This is a genomic window from Neisseria sp. P0016.S008 (genome assembly GCF_051957775.1).
Taxonomy (GTDB): domain Bacteria; phylum Pseudomonadota; class Gammaproteobacteria; order Burkholderiales; family Neisseriaceae; genus Neisseria; species Neisseria flavescens_B.
In genome coordinates this window covers 361,387-382,158 of record NZ_JBQCWB010000003.1, presented here as the reverse complement: position 1 = coordinate 382,158, position 20,772 = coordinate 361,387, and the positions used below count along the sequence as shown (strand labels likewise).

General features: G+C 52.5%; 19 protein-coding genes. 11 read left to right on the top strand and 8 right to left on the bottom strand.

What is annotated here, in order from left to right:
• The 5 genes from ACTHS8_RS05995 to ACTHS8_RS05975 form a co-directional block, all read right to left on the bottom strand.
• Positions 1-1,046 (bottom strand): type IV secretory system conjugative DNA transfer family protein (locus ACTHS8_RS05995; protein WP_440373232.1); only part of this gene is annotated, 1,046 nt, incomplete at its 3' end.
• A gap of 115 nt (positions 1,047-1,161) precedes the next feature.
• Entirely contained in the window at positions 1,162-2,415 is a 1,254-nt protein-coding gene (gene murA, locus ACTHS8_RS05990) for a UDP-N-acetylglucosamine 1-carboxyvinyltransferase (protein WP_070504121.1), read from the bottom strand.
• Positions 2,416-2,611: 196 nt separating this feature from the next.
• Complete coding sequence (gene ftsX, locus ACTHS8_RS05985; protein ID WP_440373231.1) at positions 2,612-3,529, bottom strand: permease-like cell division protein FtsX; 918 nt, start codon at positions 3,527-3,529, stop codon at positions 2,612-2,614.
• A complete protein-coding gene (gene ftsE / locus ACTHS8_RS05980; RefSeq protein ID WP_003681151.1) occupies positions 3,526-4,176 on the bottom strand; it encodes a cell division ATP-binding protein FtsE in 651 nt (216 codons plus the stop codon). Before ftsE ends, ftsX begins: the two co-directional genes overlap by 4 nt.
• A 249-nt stretch (positions 4,177-4,425) precedes the next feature.
• Positions 4,426-4,908 carry a TlpA disulfide reductase family protein gene (locus ACTHS8_RS05975; RefSeq protein ID WP_440373230.1) on the bottom strand — a complete coding sequence of 161 codons (483 nt, stop codon included), beginning with the start codon at positions 4,906-4,908 and terminating at the stop codon, positions 4,426-4,428.
• A gap of 169 nt (positions 4,909-5,077) precedes the next feature.
• On the opposite strand from ACTHS8_RS05975, the gene arsC reads away from it, so the two are divergent.
• On the top strand, positions 5,078-5,437 hold the full coding sequence (arsC, locus tag ACTHS8_RS05970) for an arsenate reductase (glutaredoxin) (RefSeq protein ID WP_004519164.1): 360 nt from the start codon (positions 5,078-5,080) through the stop codon (positions 5,435-5,437).
• Between the two features lie 26 nt (positions 5,438-5,463).
• On the top strand, positions 5,464-6,120 hold the full coding sequence (locus ACTHS8_RS05965; protein ID WP_254323495.1) for a YdcF family protein: 657 nt from the start codon (positions 5,464-5,466) through the stop codon (positions 6,118-6,120).
• Positions 6,121-6,190: 70 nt separating this feature from the next.
• Here the strand turns inward: ACTHS8_RS05965 and ACTHS8_RS05960 are convergent, their stop codons facing one another.
• Both ACTHS8_RS05960 and ACTHS8_RS05955 read right to left on the bottom strand, forming a co-directional pair.
• Entirely contained in the window at positions 6,191-6,448 is a 258-nt protein-coding gene (locus ACTHS8_RS05960) for a hypothetical protein (protein ID WP_188208955.1), read from the bottom strand.
• 117 nt (positions 6,449-6,565) lie between these two features.
• Entirely contained in the window at positions 6,566-7,660 is a 1,095-nt protein-coding gene (locus tag ACTHS8_RS05955; RefSeq protein ID WP_440373229.1) for an ABC transporter substrate-binding protein, read from the bottom strand.
• 164 nt (positions 7,661-7,824) lie between these two features.
• Here ACTHS8_RS05955 and gltX point away from each other — a divergent pair, with 164 nt between their 5' ends.
• The 9 genes from gltX to ACTHS8_RS05910 all read left to right on the top strand — a co-directional run bounded on the left by gltX (position 7,825) and on the right by ACTHS8_RS05910 (position 16,129).
• Positions 7,825-9,219, top strand: coding sequence for a glutamate--tRNA ligase (gene gltX / locus ACTHS8_RS05950; RefSeq protein WP_440373228.1), 1,395 nt, complete (start codon positions 7,825-7,827; stop codon positions 9,217-9,219).
• A 289-nt stretch (positions 9,220-9,508) separates the two neighbouring features.
• Positions 9,509-9,847: a hypothetical protein gene (locus ACTHS8_RS05945; protein ID WP_063076510.1), complete on the top strand. Its 339-nt coding sequence runs from the start codon at positions 9,509-9,511 to the stop codon at positions 9,845-9,847.
• A 59-nt stretch (positions 9,848-9,906) separates the two neighbouring features.
• A complete protein-coding gene (locus tag ACTHS8_RS05940; protein WP_254323498.1) occupies positions 9,907-10,242 on the top strand; it encodes a zinc ribbon domain-containing protein YjdM in 336 nt (111 codons plus the stop codon).
• Between the two features lie 215 nt (positions 10,243-10,457).
• A complete protein-coding gene (gene recQ, locus ACTHS8_RS05935) occupies positions 10,458-12,767 on the top strand; it encodes a DNA helicase RecQ (RefSeq protein WP_440373227.1) in 2,310 nt (769 codons plus the stop codon).
• Between the two features lie 224 nt (positions 12,768-12,991).
• Entirely contained in the window at positions 12,992-13,441 is a 450-nt protein-coding gene (locus ACTHS8_RS05930; protein ID WP_440373226.1) for an HvfX family Cu-binding RiPP maturation protein, read from the top strand.
• An 83-nt stretch (positions 13,442-13,524) separates the two neighbouring features.
• Entirely contained in the window at positions 13,525-13,803 is a 279-nt protein-coding gene (locus ACTHS8_RS05925) for a hypothetical protein (RefSeq protein WP_311458465.1), read from the top strand.
• 86 nt (positions 13,804-13,889) lie between these two features.
• Complete coding sequence (locus ACTHS8_RS05920) at positions 13,890-14,732, top strand: HvfB family MNIO-type RiPP peptide maturase (protein WP_063076514.1); 843 nt, start codon at positions 13,890-13,892, stop codon at positions 14,730-14,732.
• Complete coding sequence (locus ACTHS8_RS05915; protein WP_440373225.1) at positions 14,722-15,408, top strand: HvfC family RiPP maturation protein; 687 nt, start codon at positions 14,722-14,724, stop codon at positions 15,406-15,408. The genes ACTHS8_RS05920 and ACTHS8_RS05915 overlap by 11 nt, the downstream gene beginning before the upstream one ends.
• 142 nt (positions 15,409-15,550) lie before the next feature.
• Positions 15,551-16,129 (top strand): sigma-70 family RNA polymerase sigma factor, encoded by a 579-nt coding sequence (locus tag ACTHS8_RS05910; RefSeq protein WP_063076516.1) that lies wholly within the window; start codon positions 15,551-15,553, stop codon positions 16,127-16,129.
• 425 nt (positions 16,130-16,554) lie between these two features.
• On the opposite strand, the gene ACTHS8_RS05905 is transcribed toward ACTHS8_RS05910, so the two are convergent.
• Positions 16,555-20,703, bottom strand: a complete 4,149-nt coding sequence (locus ACTHS8_RS05905) for a translocation/assembly module TamB domain-containing protein (RefSeq protein ID WP_440373224.1) — start codon at positions 20,701-20,703, stop codon at positions 16,555-16,557.
• Positions 20,704-20,772 lie beyond the last annotated feature (69 nt).

Below are 20,772 nucleotides of genomic sequence, written 5' to 3'. Positions count from 1 at the left end.
GCGGCGTCAATGACGGGGTTGATCCACGGGTTGAGCGGTTCTTTAAACGTACCCATGATGGAGCCGAAGGTTTCCTTCTCTTGGGAGATTAAACCGGAAAAGGCGGTCTTGGCGGCTGGGCTGAGGAAGGGTTTTTGAGATAGGGAGGTAAAGTATTCTTTGAGTTCGGTACCGTTGCCTGATGAAAGGCGGTAGATTTTTCCTAAGGTGCAGGGAGGCTCTTTAACGGTTGCCTGCCAGTTCAAACGCTTCGCATATTTTGTATTTTTGTATACCGATGAATCAAAACAATAAAGCGAAAACGCCAAAAACGCATTTCTTGCCTGCGCCACCCAGAACTTGTCCCGGCTGTCCCCGTCCGGATACAGCATTGCCGCTATCGACATCAAATCCGATACCCGCTGGTCGGGATCGGAAGAAACATAGGTAAACGGGTTCCAACGGTGCGTCCTACCATCCTCGGCAAAAGGGTTGAACAGATAGACTTCCTGACCCAATACCTTTTTGCGGTAGCCGCTGGTCAGGTTGAAGTTTTCCTGTTTGATATCCAAAACTACGACCGAGCTTTTGTAACTCAACAGGTTCGGTATCACGATACCGACACCTTTACCCGAGCGGGTCGGTGCCGCCAGCAATGCAAACTGCTGGCCGCTGTAATGCAACAGCTTGCCGTTGTATTTGCCGACGACTAACGATGTATCGGATTGCTTGAAAAAGCCTGCCTTTACCAGGTCCGACATTCCTGAAAACCTTGCCTCGCCGTGCAGGCTGGGGGAAGCTGTCCTCCATATGGGAACGAGGCTGAACAGGTAGGCCAGCAGCGGCAGACCGAAGCCGGCTATACCTGATGTCTTAATTTGTAAAGAATACGCTGCAACCTGAGGAAGATGCAGCGTATTGAAATATTTGAACCATGTCGTCAGTACCAGCGGGATTTTATCCAGTCCCAGCCATTGCAGTAAGATAAAGCCGGAAAGGTAGCTGCCGGCAACCAAGGAAAGCAGCAATAAAATTGCCGTAATGATGAATTTGTTGCGTAGGGTCATTTTTATATGCCTCTTAACTTTAGATGATTAAATCGGTTTTAGAAATCAATAAGCAATCTTTAGCAGTAAAGGTCATCTGAAAAAGCTTTCAGACGACCTTTTTTACACAAGGTTCTTAACCGCGTACGCGTTCGATTTTTGCGCCTACGCCGCCGAGTTTTTTCTCGATGTATTCATAGCCGCGGTCGAGGTGGTAGATGCGTTCGACGATGGTTTCGCCATCTGCGACCAAACCGGCCATGACGAGGCTGGCGGAGGCGCGCAGGTCGGTTGCCATCACGACGGCGCCGGAGAGTTTTTCCACGCCTTTGATGTAGGCGGTGTTGCCTTCGGTGGTGATGTCTGCGCCCATGCGGTTGAGTTCGGGAACGTGCATGAAGCGGTTTTCAAAAATGGTTTCCACTACGCGGCTGCTGCCTTCGGCAATGGCGTTCATGGCCATAAACTGCGCCTGCATGTCGGTTGGGAAGCCTGGGTGGACGACGGTGCGGATGTCCACGGCTTTGGGGCGTTGTTGCATGTCGATGGAAATCCAGTTGTCGCCGGCTTCGATGATGGCGCCGGCTTCGGTCAGTTTGTTTAACACAACTTCCATGGTTTTTGGGGCGGCATTGCGCAGGACGACTTTGCCGCCGGTCATGGCGACGGCGCAGAGGAAGGTACCGGCTTCAATACGGTCGGGAACGACGCTGTGTTCGCAGCCGTGCAGCTCTTTTACGCCTTCGATGGTCATGGTTGCTGTACCGATGCCGCTGATTTTCGCGCCCATTTTAACGAGGCATTCGGCCAAATCGACGACTTCGGGCTCTATGGCGCAGTTTTCGAGGATGGTAGTGCCTTCTGCGAGCGTGGCCGCCATCAGCAGGTTTTCAGTACCGCCTACGGTTACGACATCCATGGTGACGCGCGTGCCTTTCAGACGGCCTTTGGCTTTGACGTAACCGTGTTCGATGGTGATTTCCGCACCCATGGTTTCGAGGCCTTTGAGGTGTTGGTCAACCGGGCGCGAACCGATGGCGCAGCCGCCGGGCAGGCTGACTTGGGCTTCGCCGAAGCGGGCAAGGGTCGGGCCCAAAACCAAGATGGATGCGCGCATGGTTTTTACCAGCTCGTAAGGTGCGCAGGTGTTGTTGACGGTGCCGCCGTTGATTTCAAATTCGGAGATGTTGTCGGTCAAAACGCGTGCGCCCATGCCTTGCAGCAGTTTTTGGGTGGTTTTGACGTCGGCGAGCATGGGTACGTTTTTCAAGCGTAAAGTGCCGGAAGTCAGCAGGCCGGCACACATCAGCGGCAGGGCGGCGTTTTTTGCGCCGGATACGATGATTTCGCCGTTGAGGGGGCCGTTGGCAGAGATTTTGAGTTTGTCCACAGGATGTCTTTCGTTATTTGTCTGCACGGTTTATGCCGCACAAATGAAATGAGATGGATAATAAACCATCAATTATAAGGGATTATGCCCTTGCTGTTAGATTTGGCAGTATTAAATTTTCACAAGGTTTGTTTAAGTTGCGAAAGGATAAGATTTCAGGCCGTCTGAATGGTTCAGACGGCCTGTTTGCCAAGGCTTATTTTTTGGCTTTGAAGCCTAAGAGGTGTTGCGTGGTGGCCAGCCATGCGCCAAATATGCCCAGCGCGATGACGAAGCCGAATACCAGCGACACTTCGCTAAATGTGAAGAAACGCCAGCCGATGTTCAGACCGTAGGGTTTGAAAATCGCGTCCACCAGCGGCCGTACTTCGGCCAGCAGCCAAGCCGACAAGCCCAAGCTGACGGCGGCGGAGAAAATACTCTGCCACATTGCCTGATAAAGGAAAGGGCGGCGGATAAAGGAAGCGGGCGCACCCAACAGCTTGGTGATTTCCAACTCTTCCTTGCGGCTGAGGATTTGCAGGCGGATGGTGTTGTGTGCCACCAAGACAAAGGCCATGCCCAAAGTCAGCGAGAGGAACCACAAAATCTTGCGGATAAATTCGTTAATACGATAAAGGGTTTGTACCCATTCTGTATCCATGGTTGCCGATTCGACGCGCGGCAGTTTGGTAATGTCTTTATAGATGGCCTGCATCTGATCCGGAGAAGTGGCAGGGTCGGGCGTAACGATAAAGACATCGGGCAACGGGTTGCCATCGAGCATGGAAACGAGGTTTTGATCGAGATTGGTCTGTAATTCTTCCAAACCTTCCTGCTTGCTGATAAAGCGGACTTTATCGATACGGCTGTCGCGTTGGAGTAGGTTTTTTACCGTATCGGCATCAGAATCTGCCGCATCGGTGTCCATATAAACCGTAATCTGTGGCGACTCGTTGAGTTTGCCCAACACGCTTTGACCGCTTTGGATACCCAAATACATAAACAGCGGCAAGGTCATGGCAACGGCAAGCATGAGCAGGGTCAGCAGCGTGCCGATGGGTTGGCGCAGAAGCTCTTTGAGCGCGGCGCGCGCCGATTCGACGTGTAACGAGATGTAATGAATCATGCTCATGCGAGGCGTCCTTTCTGCAGGCGCAAGACGCGGTGGCCGTAATCCGCCATCAGCGTTTCATCGTGCGCCGCAACGATCACGGTCGTGCCTGCTTCATGGAAGGTTTTGAACAATTCCATAATATCCAGCGCATAGGCGCGGTCGAGGCTGGCGGACGGCTCGTCGGCAATCAGCAGGCTGGGTTGGTGAACCACTGCGCGCGCGATGCACAAACGCTGTTGTTCGCCGCCGGACAAAGTGATGGGCATATCGTTTTCGCGACCTTTCAAGCCGACTTTCTCAATCGCAATACGCGCGCGCTCTTCCGCTTTGCGCGGCTGGTAGCCGCTAATTCGCAAAGGCAGGATAACGTTTTGCAAGACATTACGGTCGTAGAGGATTTTGTGGTCTTGGAAGACAATGCCGATATGTTGGCGCATAAAGCCGATCTGATTGTCGCTCAAGGTGCCGAGGTCTTGATTGTTAAACCAAACCTTGCCTTTGGTAGGCTTGGTAATGCCTGAAATCAGCTTCAAAATGGTGGATTTGCCCGAACCCGAATGGCCGGCGATAAAAATCATCTCACCTTTGTTAATCTGGAAACTGACATTTTTCAGGGCTTCGAAACCGCCGGGATAGGTTTTGGAAACTTGTTCGAAACGGATCATGGGTTTTCCTGAAAATAGGGATTCAGACGGCCGGCGTCATCGATAGGGTAACATGCCGTCTGAAAAAATGGGGATATTCACAGATTATAAATATTTCGGCTGCTTTTTGATAGTGAAACCCCGGTTCTGCCGGCGGATACACTGCCGGTTTGCAACACAAAGCAATATGGTTTGAAATAAAGGCCGTCTGAATGATTAAGTTTCAGACGGCCTCGGTATCAGCGTAGGTTAAGCACCCTATCCGCTGATTTATTTACATTTGGTTTTGGCCAAATTCACGGCGGCGGTCAGGCTTTTTTCGTTGACTTCGCCGGTGATGGTTTGTTTGTAGCCGCATTTCGGCGCTTCAACGACTGTGAAGGGCAATACGCCGACATTGTTGCCGTGGGCTTTCATGAAGTTGCGGCTGTTGGCGCCGGTATAACGCCAAATCGGGTAGCTGACCGGCGTTTGTTTCAGGAACTTGCCGATGTTGTCGGTCGTATCCAGCGCGATGCCGACCATATCGACGCTGCCTTTTTTCTGTGCTTTGTACCATGCGGACATGGCGGGCATTTCTTTACGGCAGGGGCCGCACCAGGTTGCCCAAAGGTTGACCACGCGTACGGGGGCTTTGAGTGACTCCAGGCTTTGCGGTTTGTTGTCCTGCCAACCTGCTGTTTCGTCGGCGGCAAAGGCCGGCGTAGCAGTAAAAACGGCAGCGGACAAGAGAAGGGCGGTTAAGGCTTTCATGGTTGTATCCTTGAGGTTGCCAATCGAAATTGGGTTTATTGTAAAACGGTTTGGTGAGTATGCCTACCGATTCATATCAAGATATCAAGTAAAAAGTTTGAGTAAAAATCAGTTGCAGACGATAATAACCGCCATCATTGAATGATTTTGCAATAATACGGAGACTTTCATGCCGTCTGAATTCACACTTTATCACAACCCACGTTGCAGCAAATCGCGTGCCGCGCTGGCTTTGCTCGAAGAAAAAGGCGTTGCCGCCGACGTGGTCAAATATCTGGATACCGCGCCCGATTTGGCGACTTTGCAGGATATGTTTGCCAAACTCGGCATCGAATCGGTGCGCGGCATGATGCGCACGAAAGACGATTTGTACAAAGAATTGGGTTTGGACAATCCTGATTTGGACAATGCCGCCCTGCTTCAGGCAATCGCCGAACACCCTGCCCTGCTCGAGCGTCCCGTTTTGGTCACGCCTACGCGCGCAGCCATCGGCCGTCCGTTGGAAAACATTGCCGCCCTACTCGGCTGACGGGGTTGGATAAGGCCGTCTGAACGATGATTTCCCTGCTTAAAAGCCGCAATGGCCTGCGATATTACCTGTTTCGCGGCCTTGCTTTGAGCGTTTTGCTGGTGTGCGGTATTTTTTTGACCGGTACATGGCAGATTTATCGGACAGGTTTGCAAACCTTGCCGAAGGACGCTCATGCCGATGCGGCGGTGGTGTTGGGTGCGGCGGCATGGGACAAACGCCCGTCGCCGGTATTCCGTGAGCGCATCAACCACGCCATTACGCTCTACCAAAGCCATCGGGTCGGCAAAATCATTTTCACCGGCGGTACGCCCAAAAAAGGATTTATGACCGAAGCCGAAGTGGGGCGCCGATACGCGCTCAAGCAGGGCATACCGGCGCACAATATCCTGTTTGAAAACACGTCGCGCAATACTTACGAAAACCTGCGCAATATCGTCCCCATCATGCACGCCAACGGAGTCGGCAGTATTATCGTTGTCAGCGACCCTTATCATTTGGCGCGCGCCGAAGAAATGGCCGCCGATTTGGGCTTGTCAGACGCGCAGTTCTCCGCCACCCCGACCACGCGCTTTGATGAGCGCAGCAAGAAAGCCAAGTTCCTGATGCAGGAGAGCTATTCATTGTTTCTCTACCGTATCGGCAAATGGAGCGATGCGGTTTGGAATTGGATAAGCAGTTGAGCCTTCGGTAATCCATGTAAAAGGCCGTCTGAATCCTTTTAGGTTTCAGACGGTCTAAATGTATGCTTACTTATTGATATTGATTTGCAGCTATACTGCCAAAAATGACTACAGCCAGCACCAGATAAATTGCCATTAAGATGGCAAACAGAATCAAGGTAGCCTTGAAATAATTGGCTTTATTCGGATTGGTGTTTGAGCCGAATGCCCATACAAGCATCATAACTATATTGACTAGCGGAATCATCAAAATCAAGTTTGTTAGCAACCATTCTTTGATGCTGACGACCGGAGCCTGAGGCTGGTCGATTTGGTTTTGTCCGTTCATACGTACCCAGTAATTTTGTTGAAAGAACAGTAATTATACTCATTAAATCTTTATCGGCATAGCATGTTCAGGCCGTCTGAATCTTCAGACGGCCTGAGCCTATGATTTTTGCAGCCGCTATTTCAATTGGATGTAAAACGTACCGTCCGGCACGACGGGCAGGTATTTGCGGTAGAAGTCCAGATAGGTCTTGTTTGGGTCTATGTCGGCAAACTGCTGCGGATACAGGGTTTTGGCGATAAATTGCGCGCTGGCCAAATCGGCGAGCGAGCGGGAGGCGGTGTGGTAGATGCCGTAAACGCGTTTGTTTTTGACGGCAGGAATGTCTGCCCAGCCTTTGCGTTTGACAAATCCGGCCAGGCGGCGTTGCGCATCGGCCTGGCTGATGCCTATGCCCATCGCCATAATGTCAGGCTTGTCTTTATGGCCGTTTTCCGTCCCCGAAATGACGATGACGTCGGGTTTGGCCGTCAGGAATTTTTCAGGGTTTATCGGTCCCCAGTTTTTAACGTAAGGCGCGGCGATATTGTTGCCGCCTGCTGTGTCGGCAATCGCGCCCCACATATCTTTGCCGAAGGTGTAGCTGTATTCGGACGGGCCTTTGTCGCCGAACTCGATATAGATTTTCGGTTTGGACTGCTTGGCGCGTGCGACGCGTTTTCGGATGTCGGCAATGCCTCGGGCGTATTCGGCGGCAATTTTTTGGGCGCGCGCCTGCGTACCGTTGAGTTCGCCGAAAATTTCCGCACTGCGCGTGTGCCGCGCGACGGTTTCGGCGTTGAAATCGACCACGACGACGGGTATGCCTGCCGCTTTAATGCGCGGCAGATGGGTGGCGATGGCCTTATACTGCCAGTCGGCCAGAATCAATACGTCCGGCTTGAGCGCGAGCGTTTTCTCCAGTGAAAACGTGCCGGTGTTGATGTTGCCGATGTCCGCAATGTTTTGCAGCGTAGGCAGCTTCTGTTTGAACATCGCCCAGCTACCGGGATTGAATTTCTCCCAAAACTCACGCGAAATGCCGATGACGTTTTTAAATTTGTCCGCGCCCGTTACCGCGATATAGTCGGGATAGTAAAACGCCAAAACCGCGCGTTTGACAGGGACATCGACTTTGACTTCGCGTCCCAATACGTCTTTGATAGTTTTGATTTCGGCTTGGGCAAAAAGGGGCAGGAGGGCGAGGGCGGCAAATAAAGCGCGTTTGTTCATGAGCGGATCCTTTAAAAGAAATAATTATCATTATATTTGATTTGTTTTCAGGAGAAAAGTTCCCAGATGGTCCTTCTGCGCCGACATTATTTTCAGACGGCCTTACATTGTTTAAACCTCGCCGAAAAAGTAAAATAACTGTTTTAAAAGATTTTGGAGCCATCATGACCGTCAAAACCCGTTTCGCCCCCAGCCCAACCGGCTACCTGCACATCGGCGGCGTACGCACCGCCCTGTTCTCATGGGCGTTTGCCCGCCATCATAAAGGCGAATTCTTATTGCGTATCGAAGACACCGACTTGGCGCGCTCTACTGCCGAATCCGTCAACATTATCCTCGACGGCATGAAATGGGTCGGCCTGAACTACGACAACGCCGACAACGTCGTTTACCAAACCCGCCGTTTCGACCGCTACAAAGAAGTCATCGCCGAACTTTTAGAAAAAGGCGCCGCCTACTACTGCTATTGCAGCAAAGAAGAGCTGGAAGCCATGCGCGAGAAAGCCGAAAAAGAAGGCACGGCGACTTACGACCGCCGCTGGCGTCCGGAAGAAGGCAAAACTCTGCCCAAAATCCCTGCCGACGTGCAACCCGTTGTCCGTTTCAAAACACCTTTGGACGGCGTCACCAAATGGACGGACTTGGTCAAAGGCGAAATCTCTATTCCCAACGAAGCGCTTGATGACCTGATTATCGCCCGCGCCGACGGCACACCGACTTACAACTTCTGCGTTGTCGTGGACGATTACGACATGGGCGTTACTCACGTTATCCGCGGCGACGACCATGTGAACAACACCCCGAAACAAATCAACATCTTAAAAGCCATCGGCGCTACCCTACCCGAATACGGCCACCTGCCGATGATTCTTAACGAACAAGGCAAAAAAATCTCCAAACGCAGCGGTGATACCGTTGCCATTACCGATTTTGGCGCAATGGGCATCCTGCCCGAAGCCATGCTCAACTATCTGGCACGCTTGGGCTGGGCGCACGGCGACGATGAATTTTTCACGATGGAACAATTCATCGAATGGTTTGATTTGAAAGATGTTTCCCCGTCTCCAAGCCGTATGGACTTGAAAAAACTCTACTGGATCAACGGCGAACACATCAAAATCACCGCCAACGAAAAACTAGCCGAAATGGTGAAACCGCGCCTCGCCCTGCGCGATATCCATGAAACAAGCAAGCCTGCTTTGGAAGATGTGTTGGCACTGGTCAAAGACCGCGCCCAAGACCTGAACACCCTCGCCGACGAGTGCCTCTACTTCTACGTTAAACAAACGCCGGCCGAAGCAGACGTGCAGAAACACTGGGACGACGAAGCCGCCGCCCGTATGCTGCGCTTTGCCGAACGCCTCGAAGGTTTGGAAGACTGGACCGCCGAAGCCATCCACGACCTCTTCAAACCTTTCTGCGACGAAGAAGGCATCAAAATGGGCAAACTCGGCATGCCCCTGCGCCTCGCCGTCTGCGGTACGGCAAAAACTCCAAGCGTCGATGCCGTATTGGCTTTAATCGGCAAAGAAGAAGTGTTGAAACGGATCCGTTCGTAAGGCATGAATGATAAAAGGCCGTCTGAAAACTGGGGATGCCAAGTTTTCAGACGGCCTTTTCTAATAAAACCAGAAAATAATGGAATAAGGCGGAGAATATGAGAAAATAATAGCCACCTGCCTGCCACAACAGTTGATTGAATTAACTTTTATCGGCAGCCTGAATGTCCGGATTGGATAAAATAAACCATCAAGAATAAAGACCAACAAGCATATTATGTAAACTTGGCGGCTGAAAAATCGGCTCTGCGCTTTACTGTACAAATCAAACAACTTTAAAGGAAAACCTATGAAAAAAACCTTACTTGCCCTGATGATGTTATCCGCCGCCGCGGCGTATGCCGGTGAGGCGGAAGACCGTTTGCTGTCCGTCCAATCGGTTTACCGCGCCGCTTTACATGAGCAAAACAGCAACGACAGCAAAATCATTTCCCTGCAAAGCGATTTGGAAAGCGCGCAGCGCCGTTTGCAGGCTGCGCAATCCGATATTGACCGTTTGAAAGGCGAGATTCAGACAGCCTTGGCTCAGAAAGAGCAGCAAAATGCCAAGCTGCAACAAGCCGGTCAGATGTTGGATGCGGCTTGGAATGCCGTTTACGGCGCAGGCGGCAGCAAGGCGAATCAATAATTTAGACATTGTATTATTTGCGTTTTACGCTTCTTTTATCATATTTATAAGGAAACCTCATGTCCCTACCTCCCTGCCCGAAATGCCACTCCGAATATACTTATGAAGACGGCGCTCAATACGTTTGCCCTGAGTGCGCCCATGAGTGGAACGAAGCCGATGCCGCGACTGCAAGCGATGATGCCTTGGAAGTCAAAGATGCCAACGGCGCGGTCTTGCAAGATGGCGATACGGTTGTCTTGATTAAAGATCTGAAAGTTAAAGGCAGCTCTATGGTCATCAAGCAAGGCACCAAAGTCAAAGGCATCCGCCTGCAAGAGGGCGACCACAATATCGGTTGTAAAATCGATGGCAGCGCGATGAACTTGAAATCTGAGTTCGTCAAAAAAGCCTAAAGATTTTATTCTTGAAAGGCCGTCTGAAATCCTAATATCAGGTTTCAGACGGCCTTCATGCATTCATTTAAAATAAAACAAATCTTTATTTAAAATTAAATAAATTTGATAGGTTTGAATTTCAGGCCGTCTGAAAAAGCGGCGGAAAAATGTTCCGCACATACGCGGGTGTAAAACCGTTAAAATAACGCTTTCCCCTATTCTACGGAACCATTATGCCTCAGCCGACCGCCAAACAGATTTTGCACGAAGTATTCGGTTATCCCGAATTTCGTGGCAAGCAGGAGGCTATCGTCAATGCTTTGGCCGGCGGCGAGAGTTTGATGGTGCTAATGCCGACGGGCGGGGGCAAGTCTTTGTGTTACCAGATTCCGGCGCTGATGCGCGAAGGTGTGGCGGTTGTCGTATCGCCGCTGATTGCGCTGATGAACGACCAAGTGGCCAGCCTGCATGTGGCCGGAATTGAAGCGGCGGCAGTCAACAGCAGCACATCGGCAGATGAGGCGCGCGATATTGCCGACAAGCTTGCCCAAGGCCGTCTGAAACTGCTTTATGTCGCGCCGGAACGCTTGGTTACCGACCGCTTTTTACGTTTTCTCGACCAACAAACCGTCAGCCTGTTTGCCATTGATGAGGCGCATTGCGTCAGCCAATGGGGACACGATTTCCGCCCTGAATATCAACAGCTCGGCATACTTGCCGAACGCTATCCGAACGTCCCGCGCATCGCCCTGACCGCTACCGCCGATGCGGCCACGCGCGCCGACATCAAGTATTATCTGCATTTGGACAATGCGCCCGAATTTATTTCCAGCTTTGACCGTCCGAATATTTATTATCAGGTTATCGAAAAAAATAATGGTAAAAAACAACTGCTGGATTTCATCCGCAAGCAGATGCATGGGCAAAGTGGCATTGTGTATTGTTTAAGCCGCAAAAAAGTCGAGGATGTGGCTCAGTTTTTGTGTGAAAACGGCTTGGAGGCGATTCCGTATCATGCCGGTTTGAGCATGGACGTGCGCGAGGAAAACCAACGCCGCTTTACGCATGAAGACAATATTATTGTGGTGGCGACCGTGGCGTTCGGTATGGGCATAGACAAACCCGACGTGCGCTTTGTCGCCCATCTTGATATGCCCCAGAGTGTCGAACATTTCTATCAAGAATCGGGGCGTGCCGGCCGGGACGGGCTGCCTGCCGTGAGCTGGCTGTGTTACGGTTTGAACGATTGGGTGTTGCTGCGCGAACGTATTGCCGAAGGCAACAGCGATGAAGTGCAAAAGCAAATCGAAATGCAAAAACTCGATGCCATGCTTTCCGTCTGCGAAACCGCCGCCTGCCGCCGCGTACTGCTGCTCAAACATTTCGGCGAAGAATCTGAACCTTGTGGCCATTGCGACAACTGCCTGCATCCTCCAGTACGGTTTGACGGCACAGTGTTGGTACAAAAATTACTCAGTTGCGTGTACCGCGCCGGACAACGTTTTGCCGCCGGTTACATCACCAACCTTTTGCGCGGCAAAAGCGACGATTGGATACAGCGCAACGGACATGACAAGTTATCCACATTCGGCATCGGCAGCGAACAGACCGACAAGGAGTGGCGCAGCGTCATCCGCCAGTGCATCAGCCTGGGCTATCTCACCGTCAACGTCGAGCAGCATCAAGCCTTACAGCTGACCGAAGCGGCCAAAAAAGTCCTCAAGGGCGAAACCGAAGTCATGTTGCGCCCCCTGCGCCGCGAAAAAACGGCCACTCAAAAGCCGAAAGACGATTGGTTGCGTACAGAACGCGAAGAGCGTTTGTGGCAGGCGTTGCGCCAATGGCGGCAACAACGCGCCCGGGCAGAGGAAGTGCCGGCCTATGTGGTCTGCGGCGACAAAACCCTGCGCGATATTGTCGAAAAAATGCCCCGAAGTTTGGAAGATTTACATCAAATCTACGGCTTGGGCGAGGCGAAAATCAATAAATTCGGTTTGGAGATACTCGACGTTTGCGAAACGGCCGAAGTCGGTACGGTTTCCATAGACAGTGCACAAGTTATCCACAGCTTGGGCGAGCGCGAACAGGCCTTAAAACAGGCTTTGGAAACTTGGCGCGAGCAGCAGGCAAGTGCCGATCAAGTGACGCTGGGAACGGTGTTCTCCAACGAAAGCATGGACGATTTGCTGACCAATACGCCTGCCGAACCCATCGACCTTTTAGGCGTGTATAAACTCGGCGAAAAACGCATCGAGCAATACGGCGAGGGCATTTTAAATATCTGCCGGCCGTTTTCAGACGACCTGAGCGAAGAGGATAAACGCAAACGCCGTTTGATGCGCCGTCTGCTTCAGTGGAACATTGATACTGCCCGCCATGAAGGCCTCGAAGCCTATCAGGTATGCAGCAAAGTTACCCTGCGCGCGATTGCCGCCCGACGGCCGCAAGATTTGGCGGAGTTGGCGGAAATCCACGGCATGAATGAGGAGAAAACCGACAAATACGGCGCAGAAATTGTCGAATTGTGTAAACAAGCGGATTGATTGACCGTGTTTTATCGTTAAAGGCCGTCTGAAACCCAATCAAGTATGGTGTTTCAGACGGCCTTTTTGAATTTTTAATCTTTATAAAACAATAAATAAGAAAATATTTGTATTGAATGTGTCAGTTTTTTGAGGCCGTCACGTCTAAACAGCCATGAAATATGGGATGGTGCCGATTGATTTTTCGTCCCATCCCATTCAACACACATCGATTAGGAAAATAAATGAACACCTCATCCAACCCCTCTTGGCAGGCTGCCTTCGGTTTGTTGACGCTCAGGCTTTTTGCCGCGTATGAATTTCTTGAATCTGGCCTGGAAAAATGGAACGGGGAAAACTGGTTTGCAGAAATAAACAGTCAATTTTCCTTTCCGTTCAATTTGTTGTCGGATACGGTCAACTGGAATTTGGCCATGTGGGCGGAACTGGTTTTGCCTGCGCTGCTCATCGTCTGCTTGGCAACGCGGCTGTCCGCGCTGGGATTGATGGTCGTGACGGCTGTCGCATGGTCTGCGGTACATGCCGGCTTAGGGTACAATGTGTGCGACAATGGTTATAAAATGGCACTGATTTATTTGGTGGTTTTATTTCCTGTCCTATTGCAGGGCGCAGGCGGTCTGTCTTTGGATGCCCTGCTGAAGAAACGCTGTTGCCACATCAAGCATTTTCTTTAATGATTCACGGTCGCGGGCCGACTTTAAATGCCCGATATTATCCCTTAATTTGTTTAAACCCATATTTTTAAAAGGAAGTTAAAATGAAAAAAAATGTAGCTGCTGCTCTGGCCGGTGCACTGTCCCTGTCTCTGGCTGCCGGTGTTGTTGCCGCTGATAAAGCCGCCAGCGACGTGGCCGTTGAGAAAACTGTTAAAGCTGCCGAAGGTACTTGCGGCGCACAAGCAGCATCTAAAGCAGGCGAGGGCAAATGCGGTGCAGCCATGAAAAAAGCCCACGCTAAAAAAGGTAAAGCATCTAAAGCCAAAGCTGCCAAAGTAGTAGAAGGCAAATGCGGCGAAGGTAAATGCGGTTCTAAATAATCCTGCAATATACCTTTAACAAAGTCGCATTTTATAAACGAAAATGCGACTTTGTCGTTCATACGGCACCATAACAGGACATTACCATGATTCAACACGCAGGCTTGGGCTACCGCCGCGATTTGGCGGAAGACTTCCTCTCGCTTTCAGACGACAGCCCGATACGCTTTATCGAAGCCGCCCCCGAAAATTGGCTGAAAATGGGCGGCAGGGCGCGCAAACAGTTTGACCGCGTGGCGGAACGGCTGCCGCTGGCGTTGCACGGATTATCCATGTCGCTGGGCGGACAAGCCCCGTTGGATACTGCCTTGATAGACGGCATCAAAGAAATGATGCGCCGTTACGACTGTACGTTTTTCTCCGACCATTTGAGCTACTGCCACGACGGCGGTCATCTTTACGATTTGTTGCCGCTGCCTTTCACTGAAGAGATGGTGCAACATACCGCGCGCCGTATCGGCGAAGTGCAGGATCGGTTGGGCTGCCGTATTGCCGTAGAAAACACCTCCTACTACCTGCATTCCCCGCTTGCCGAGATGAACGAGGTTGAGTTCCTTAACGCTGTTGCCCGTGAAGCCGACTGCGGCATTCATTTGGACGTGAACAATATTTACGTCAACGCCGTCAATCACGGCCTGTTGTCGCCTGAGGCCTTTTTGGAAAACGTTGACGCAGAGCGCGTGTGTTATATCCACATCGCCGGACACGATGTCGAAACGCCGGAATTGTTGATTGATACCCACGGCGCGGCGGTTTTGCCGACCGTTTGGGATTTGCTCGAACTCGCCTATGCCAAGCTGCCGACGATTCCGCCCACCCTGTTGGAACGCGATTTCAATTTTCCGCCTTTTGCCGAACTCGAAGCCGAAGTTGCCAAAATCGCCGACTATCAAACGCGTGCCGGAAAGGAATACCGTCGTGCAGCCTGAAACCTCCGCCCAATACCAACACCGTTTCGCCCAAGCCATACGCGAAGGCAAAGCCGCAGACGGATTGCCGCAAGAGCGCCTGAACGTCTATATCCGATTGATACGCAATAATATTCACAGCTTTATCGACCGCTGTTATACCGAAACGCTGCAATACTTTGACAGCGAAGAATGGGGCCGTCTGAAAGAAGGTTTCGTCCGCGACGCGCGCGCCCAAACGCCCTATTTTCAAGAAATCCCCGGCGAGTTCTTCCGATATTGCCAAAGCCTGCCGCTTTCAGACGACCTCTTGGCATTGATGGACTTTGAACACACCCAGCTGCTCGCCGAAACCGCTCAAACCGACAGCCAAGTAGACCATGCCGATTCAGACGATTTGGCTTACACCCTTTCTCCCGCCGCCTTTGTGCGCCGTTATCAGTATGACGTGACCGACGAATTGCAGGAGGCGGAAACTGCTGTTTTGGTGTGGCGCGATAAGGAAGGCGACGTAATGTACCAAACGCTTGATGGATTCGGTGCATTATTGCTGGAAACACTGGCAGAGACGCCCACTTCCCTAAACGGCCTGCAAACCATGCTGGCAGAGTTCATGCCGTCTGAAAATGCTTGGCAGGACGCATTAAGGCAGCAATGGACGGATTGGCGGGAACAGGGCATTTTGGTTGCGGCATAAATCAAGGCCGTCTGAAACGGGTACAGTCGGTTTTGGCGAAACAAAAAAACTACTGAAATCGTTTATAGATTCAATCGCATGCTCTTTCCGTATCAGCGTAAAATCAGAAGCATATTGATCATTCATTTCATACTGATACATTATGGCCCTACCCGAACTGACCGATGCCGAGCTTGCCAAATCCCGCAAACTGCTGCTGCGCTTTGCCCATATCCAGCTGCCCGACCGCCCCGATTTGGCGGAAGACCTCGTACAGGAAACCATGCTTTCCGCCTACCGTGCGGCCGAGGGTTTCAAAGGCGGCGCACAAGTGAGCAGCTGGCTGTTTGCCATTTTAAAAAACAAAATTACCGATTGCCTGCGCCAAATCGGGCGGCAACGCCAAGTTTTCGTCACGCGCGACGAAGAAGCTTTGGATGAAGCCTTTGAAGGACATTTTGCCGCCGACGGGCATTGGACGAACGAAGGACAGCCTCAGGGTTGGGACTCGCCCGAAGCCAGTTTGAACAATAAAGAGTTCTACCAAGTTCTGCAGGCCTGCCTCTACCATCTGCCGGAAAACACCGCCCGCGTGTTTACCATGAAAGAGATTCTCGGCTTTTCAAGCGATGAAATCCGCGAACAATGCGGCATCAGCCATGCCAACTACCACACCATCATGCACCGCGCTCGTGAAACTTTGCGCCAGTGCCTGCAAATCAAATGGTTCTCCCATGCCTGACAGGAAAACGCCATGAAGAAATGCCGTAAAATAACCGATCTGATTTCCAAACAGCAAGACCAAGTGCGTCTCAGTCTTTTTAACCGTATTGCCCTTGCTGTGCACCTGTCGCTCTGCCCCCGTTGCCGCGAATATAAGAAACAGCTCGAATTAATCAGCAACGCCATGCACAAGATATTTCGATGATTCAAAAAAAGGCCGTCTGAAACCTACCCCTGTCAGTTTCAGACGGCCTTTTTGTATCTGCTTTATGTATCGCTAACCTTGAATAAGCCATGGTTTGCAGTTCACTTTTTTAGCAGCATTTGTTTTCAAACTTGCGCCGTTGGTTTTTGCCTTTTGAGGCATGGCTTAAGATTCTAATACGGTAGAACAAGATAAAGGCCGTCTGAAAGATAAATTTCAGACGGCTTTTTTCACGGCTCTTATTGTTGCTCTTCTGGCTCTGGTTCGTCTTTGCCGAACCAGTTGTCAAAGCGGATGGTGTATTTCAACTCGCCGCCTGAGGAGCGCGTGCCGATGCGGGCAACGGCTTGGATGGCGCGGGTCAGTTGGTACACGAGTTTGACGGATTGTTCGGCGCTGGAGATGCCGTATTCGTAACCTACGTAGAGGTTGTTGGTGAGCTGTTTGCCGACGGTCAGGACTTGTTCGGCAGGGTTGAGCTCGCCGGTTTGGGCGTTGCGGCTGCGTTTGCTGGTGAAGCCCAAATCATCGACAAGGCCGATGCGGTCGTTGACTTGGCCGGCAAGCAACGCGCTGGCGGCCGCTGAGAGCGTGGCGTTGTCGCCGTCGCTGCCGCTGCTGGCACGGTTGAGGATGAGCCAGGAGAGTTTGTCTTTTTCACTCATGGCTTCTTTGGCAACCAAGGTCACGCGCGGATTGCTGAGGCTGCCGAGGACTTCGACACCTGCGCCGACCGGGGAGAGGCGGCGTTCGGCACGGATGTTGAGGTTTGGATTGGTCAGCGGGCCGACAAAGGAAACCGATCCTTTGGTGATGTCGAGGTCTTGGCCGTAGGCTTTGTAGCGGCCTTTGACAACGCGCACGGTACCAACGCCTTGGACGGCTTCGCCCGGACGGGACGTGATGGCCAGTTTGCCGCCGATGGTAACGTCTGCGCCGTAGCCGACAAAACGGACATTGTCGTTGATGTTCAGGGTAAGGTTCATGTTGATGGGCGTGGTGGCCGTTGCTTCTTTTGGGGTTTCGCCCAGTACGACCACGTCGTCGTCGAGGGTCGGCATGGAGGATTTTTGCGAACCAAACCTGCCGTAGTCGGTGTTGAGCGTGCCGTTGAGCGATACGCCTTTTTCCGGATTGTAGAGGACTTTGGCCGCGCCGGAGAGCTGCAGTTGGCGGTTTGGGCGCGAGAGGGTGCGGTATTTGTCGAAGACGATGTCCACGTCGACATCGGGGTTGGCGTTGGCAAGGTTGACCGCGCCTTTGAGCTCAATCGTGCCGCCACGGTGGAATTTGAGGCTGTCGATGACCCATTTTTGACCCTGCAGGCGTGAACGCAATACGCCGTTGTCGAGAATCAGGCCTTGGGTTTGATGGCGGTAATAGAGGTTGTCGCCGTTAATCAGGCCGCTCAGTTGTGGATCGTTCAGACGGCCTGCCAAGTTGACGGCGGCGTTCAGACGGCCTTTGAGGGTTTGGCCGACGGGCAGGAAGTTGCGGAAGACTTCGAGGTTGGCGACGTTCAGGTTAAGCTTGCCGCTCAGAGGGGCGGTATCGAAGCTGGTGCTCTGACCGATGTTGACGGTACCGTCGGCACGGCCGTAATTGGTTTGGAGGTCGAGGTTGCTGTTGACGGTGGGCGAACCGAGTCGGCCGCCGATGATGGCGGTCGCGTTCAGACGGCCTGCAATGCCTTGGGCTGTCGCCGGCATAAAGGATTTGAGCGAGCCCAAATCGGGAACGCTGATATTGACTTTGCCGCTGACGGGGGCGTTGTTGATGTTGTTGCCAAACTGTTGCGCGATGCCGAGGGTGCCGTCAACTTTGCCGAAACGGGTGTTGCCTTCCAGCGTGCTGTCGATGCGGCCGTTTTGGAAACGGGTGCGCAGGGCGAGAGCGGAAAGTCCCAAAGGCTGTTTGTTTTTCGGGTCTTTGCTCGGCAGGATGATGTCGCCGCTTTGACGGTTGATGTTGAGGAAGCCGCGTGCGTTTTGACTGTACGCCAAATCCCAGTCGCCGCCCAAGACGAGGTTGTGTTCGATAGGTGGAGTGTAGAAGTTGTGCAATTCGGCAATGTGCAGATTTTGTGCGCTGCCTTTACTGGTAATGCCGGCTTTCTTGTCCCAAACGAAATTTTGCAGGTTGAGGCTGCCGCCCATGGCCGCCCAGCGCGCGCTGCTGAGGGAAACGCGTTCGCTGCCGGCTTCGAGGTTGAGGCGGTTTTGCAGTTTGAGGTTGAATGCGCCGTTGATGTCGAGCGTATCAACCGTGCCTTTCCATTGGGTTTGGTCTTTGTTGAGGCCGCCGGTGGCATCGAGGTCGAGCTTGTAGCGTTTGTTGTCCACCGCCATGCTGCTGTTGCCGCGGATGCGGTGGTGCGAACCTGTGCCGCTGACGAGCAGGTTGACGTTGTCGATCATGGCCGCGCCGCCGGAGACGGCGATGTGTTCGCCTTTAATATCGGCACTCAACGGACGGTTGGTGTCGGGCGAACCCTTAAGCTTGAAGTCGAGGGTGCGGATGTTGACGGCATCGGCGACTTTGAAGTTGCGCGCTTCGCCGTTCAAATCGGCTTCAAGGGTTTTGAGGCCGTCTGAAAAACTGCCGGAGATGTAGCCGCGCGCGTTGAGCAGGCCGCCCAAGCCGAAGCCGAAACGCGACAAATCGGGGGCGGTAATATTGAGGTTGAGGCGGTCGCCTTTTTTGCCGAAGCTGCCGTTGGTTTTGACGATGTTGCTGCCGAGGGTCAGGTCGGTCAGGGCGCGTGCGAGGTGTTTGTTTTCATAGGCGACGTCGGCTTTGCCGCTGAGCGGAACGCCGTTGAGCGTACTCGGTGCAAACTGCATTTTGCCGGCGAATTTTTCTTGCGCCAGTATGCCGGTCAAGTTGATGTTGCCGTTGACGCTGCCTTGCGGAAGCTGCGGATCGATGCGTGCAGGGTTGAAGGCTTTGCTGACGATGTCCAGCTGCAGTTTGCGGTCTTTGAAGAGTTCGAGCGAGCCTTTGGCGTTAAGCTCGCCGCCGTTTTGCGGAACCAGGCGGACTTTGTCGAGCTTGAGCGTGCGCTGGCCGAGCTGTTTGTCGGTTTGGAAAAACAGCATGCCGTCTGCGCGCGCGAATCCGCTGTCGAGATTCCAGTTGACGACAGGAGAGGAGGTTTCGCCTTTGACGTTGATACTGCCGTTCAGACGGCCTGCGATGTTTTGACGGACAAAGTCGTCTGCGCCGGTATTGTTGATGCCCAGTGCGAGTTTGAGTTGGTCTTGGGCGGTATCGATAGAGCCGGACACATCGATGCTGCCGTCTTTGAGCAGATCGACGCCGATGTCTTCAATCATGACCGTGCCTTTGTCGTCGACGATGAATTCGCCGAGGATGCGTTTGACAGGAATATGATTTTCATCGGCAAAACCGGCTTGGTCGTTTTCCAAGTCAATCGAGCCTTCCAACGCAACGCCGTCGGTAAACGACGGAATGGTGGTGGCGTCGAAATTCAGGCGCGCTTTGGGCAGGCTGGGCAGGAAGGCCTGCGGATTGATGTTGGAACCTTTAATCAGGACTTCGCCGACGGTTTCATTGAGGCTGTCGGCGAATGGATGAATAGTGGATTTGGCCGACAAATGAACGTTGTCGCTATCGAGCAGCAGGTCGGTGGATACGTCTTGCAGGCTGCCCCACAGGCGCACCGTGCCATGTAGGGTTTCGCCCTCAAGCTGGCCTTTGGTGTAGATGGCGGTATTGAGGATGTAGGGTTTGTTCAAACCGATCACCACCGCGCCTGTCGAGCTGCTCCATGGTGTATCGACAGTTTTGATGTGGAGGCGGTGTTCTTTTTTGTCGTAATGATAGGCCGCGTGCAGATGGTCGAGATAGACGGTCTGCTTGTCAAAACGCTTGCCCACGCTGATTTTGCCGGTTTCCAAACGGTCGAGATAGGCGGTAACGGGCAGGTCTATGCTGTCGGGCAGGCCTTTTGATGGCTCTTCTTCTTTGGGCGGCGTGCGTTTGGTCACGATGGCGATGTCGCCGGCCACGACTTCGGTGATGTGCAAGGACGGACGGATCAGCTCGGACGGTTTCCAATCAAAGCGGAAGCTGCTGATTTTGATGTCTGCACCTTCTGTTTCAATCAACCATTTGTCGCCTTCAAAACCTTCAATCAGCGTGCCCTTCAGCGTGTCCGAGGAGATTTTGACGCCGAACCATGACGGGATTTTGTACAAACCGAAACGCAAACCTGATTCCGTACCGACCAGCCAGCCGATCGCGCCGGCGGAAACGGTCAATACGCCCAAGGCGGACAGGACAAAGCCACGCAACAGGCGTTTTTTGCGCTTTGGCGGGGCGGACTGTTGTTCAGACGGCGTGGAAGTGTTTGCAGTATCGGTCATGATATTTTTCTGTTTGTCTGTTGTTCAGACGGCCTGAAATGGCTGAGGCCGTCTGAAAGAATGGATGGT

What these genes read in the sequence shown, in the direction of transcription:
- recQ (WP_440373227.1), top strand. Translation starts at nt 10,458, where the DNA reads ATGCCTCAGCCGACCGCCAAACAGATTTTGCACGAAGTATTCGGTTAT.
- ACTHS8_RS05955 (WP_440373229.1), bottom strand. Translation starts at nt 7,660, where the DNA reads ATGAACAAACGCGCTTTATTTGCCGCCCTCGCCCTCCTGCCCCTTTTT.
- arsC (WP_004519164.1), top strand. Translation starts at nt 5,078, where the DNA reads ATGCCGTCTGAATTCACACTTTATCACAACCCACGTTGCAGCAAATCG.
- ACTHS8_RS05945 (WP_063076510.1), top strand. Translation starts at nt 9,509, where the DNA reads ATGAAAAAAACCTTACTTGCCCTGATGATGTTATCCGCCGCCGCGGCG.
- ACTHS8_RS05940 (WP_254323498.1), top strand. Translation starts at nt 9,907, where the DNA reads ATGTCCCTACCTCCCTGCCCGAAATGCCACTCCGAATATACTTATGAA.
- ACTHS8_RS05910 (WP_063076516.1), top strand. Translation starts at nt 15,551, where the DNA reads ATGGCCCTACCCGAACTGACCGATGCCGAGCTTGCCAAATCCCGCAAA.
- ftsE (WP_003681151.1), bottom strand. Translation starts at nt 4,176, where the DNA reads ATGATCCGTTTCGAACAAGTTTCCAAAACCTATCCCGGCGGTTTCGAA.
- ACTHS8_RS05975 (WP_440373230.1), bottom strand. Translation starts at nt 4,908, where the DNA reads ATGAAAGCCTTAACCGCCCTTCTCTTGTCCGCTGCCGTTTTTACTGCT.
- ACTHS8_RS05930 (WP_440373226.1), top strand. Translation starts at nt 12,992, where the DNA reads ATGAACACCTCATCCAACCCCTCTTGGCAGGCTGCCTTCGGTTTGTTG.
- ftsX (WP_440373231.1), bottom strand. Translation starts at nt 3,529, where the DNA reads ATGAGCATGATTCATTACATCTCGTTACACGTCGAATCGGCGCGCGCC.
- ACTHS8_RS05960 (WP_188208955.1), bottom strand. Translation starts at nt 6,448, where the DNA reads ATGAACGGACAAAACCAAATCGACCAGCCTCAGGCTCCGGTCGTCAGC.
- ACTHS8_RS05905 (WP_440373224.1), bottom strand. Translation starts at nt 20,703, where the DNA reads ATGACCGATACTGCAAACACTTCCACGCCGTCTGAACAACAGTCCGCC.
- ACTHS8_RS05925 (WP_311458465.1), top strand. Translation starts at nt 13,525, where the DNA reads ATGAAAAAAAATGTAGCTGCTGCTCTGGCCGGTGCACTGTCCCTGTCT.
- ACTHS8_RS05965 (WP_254323495.1), top strand. Translation starts at nt 5,464, where the DNA reads ATGATTTCCCTGCTTAAAAGCCGCAATGGCCTGCGATATTACCTGTTT.
- gltX (WP_440373228.1), top strand. Translation starts at nt 7,825, where the DNA reads ATGACCGTCAAAACCCGTTTCGCCCCCAGCCCAACCGGCTACCTGCAC.
- ACTHS8_RS05920 (WP_063076514.1), top strand. Translation starts at nt 13,890, where the DNA reads ATGATTCAACACGCAGGCTTGGGCTACCGCCGCGATTTGGCGGAAGAC.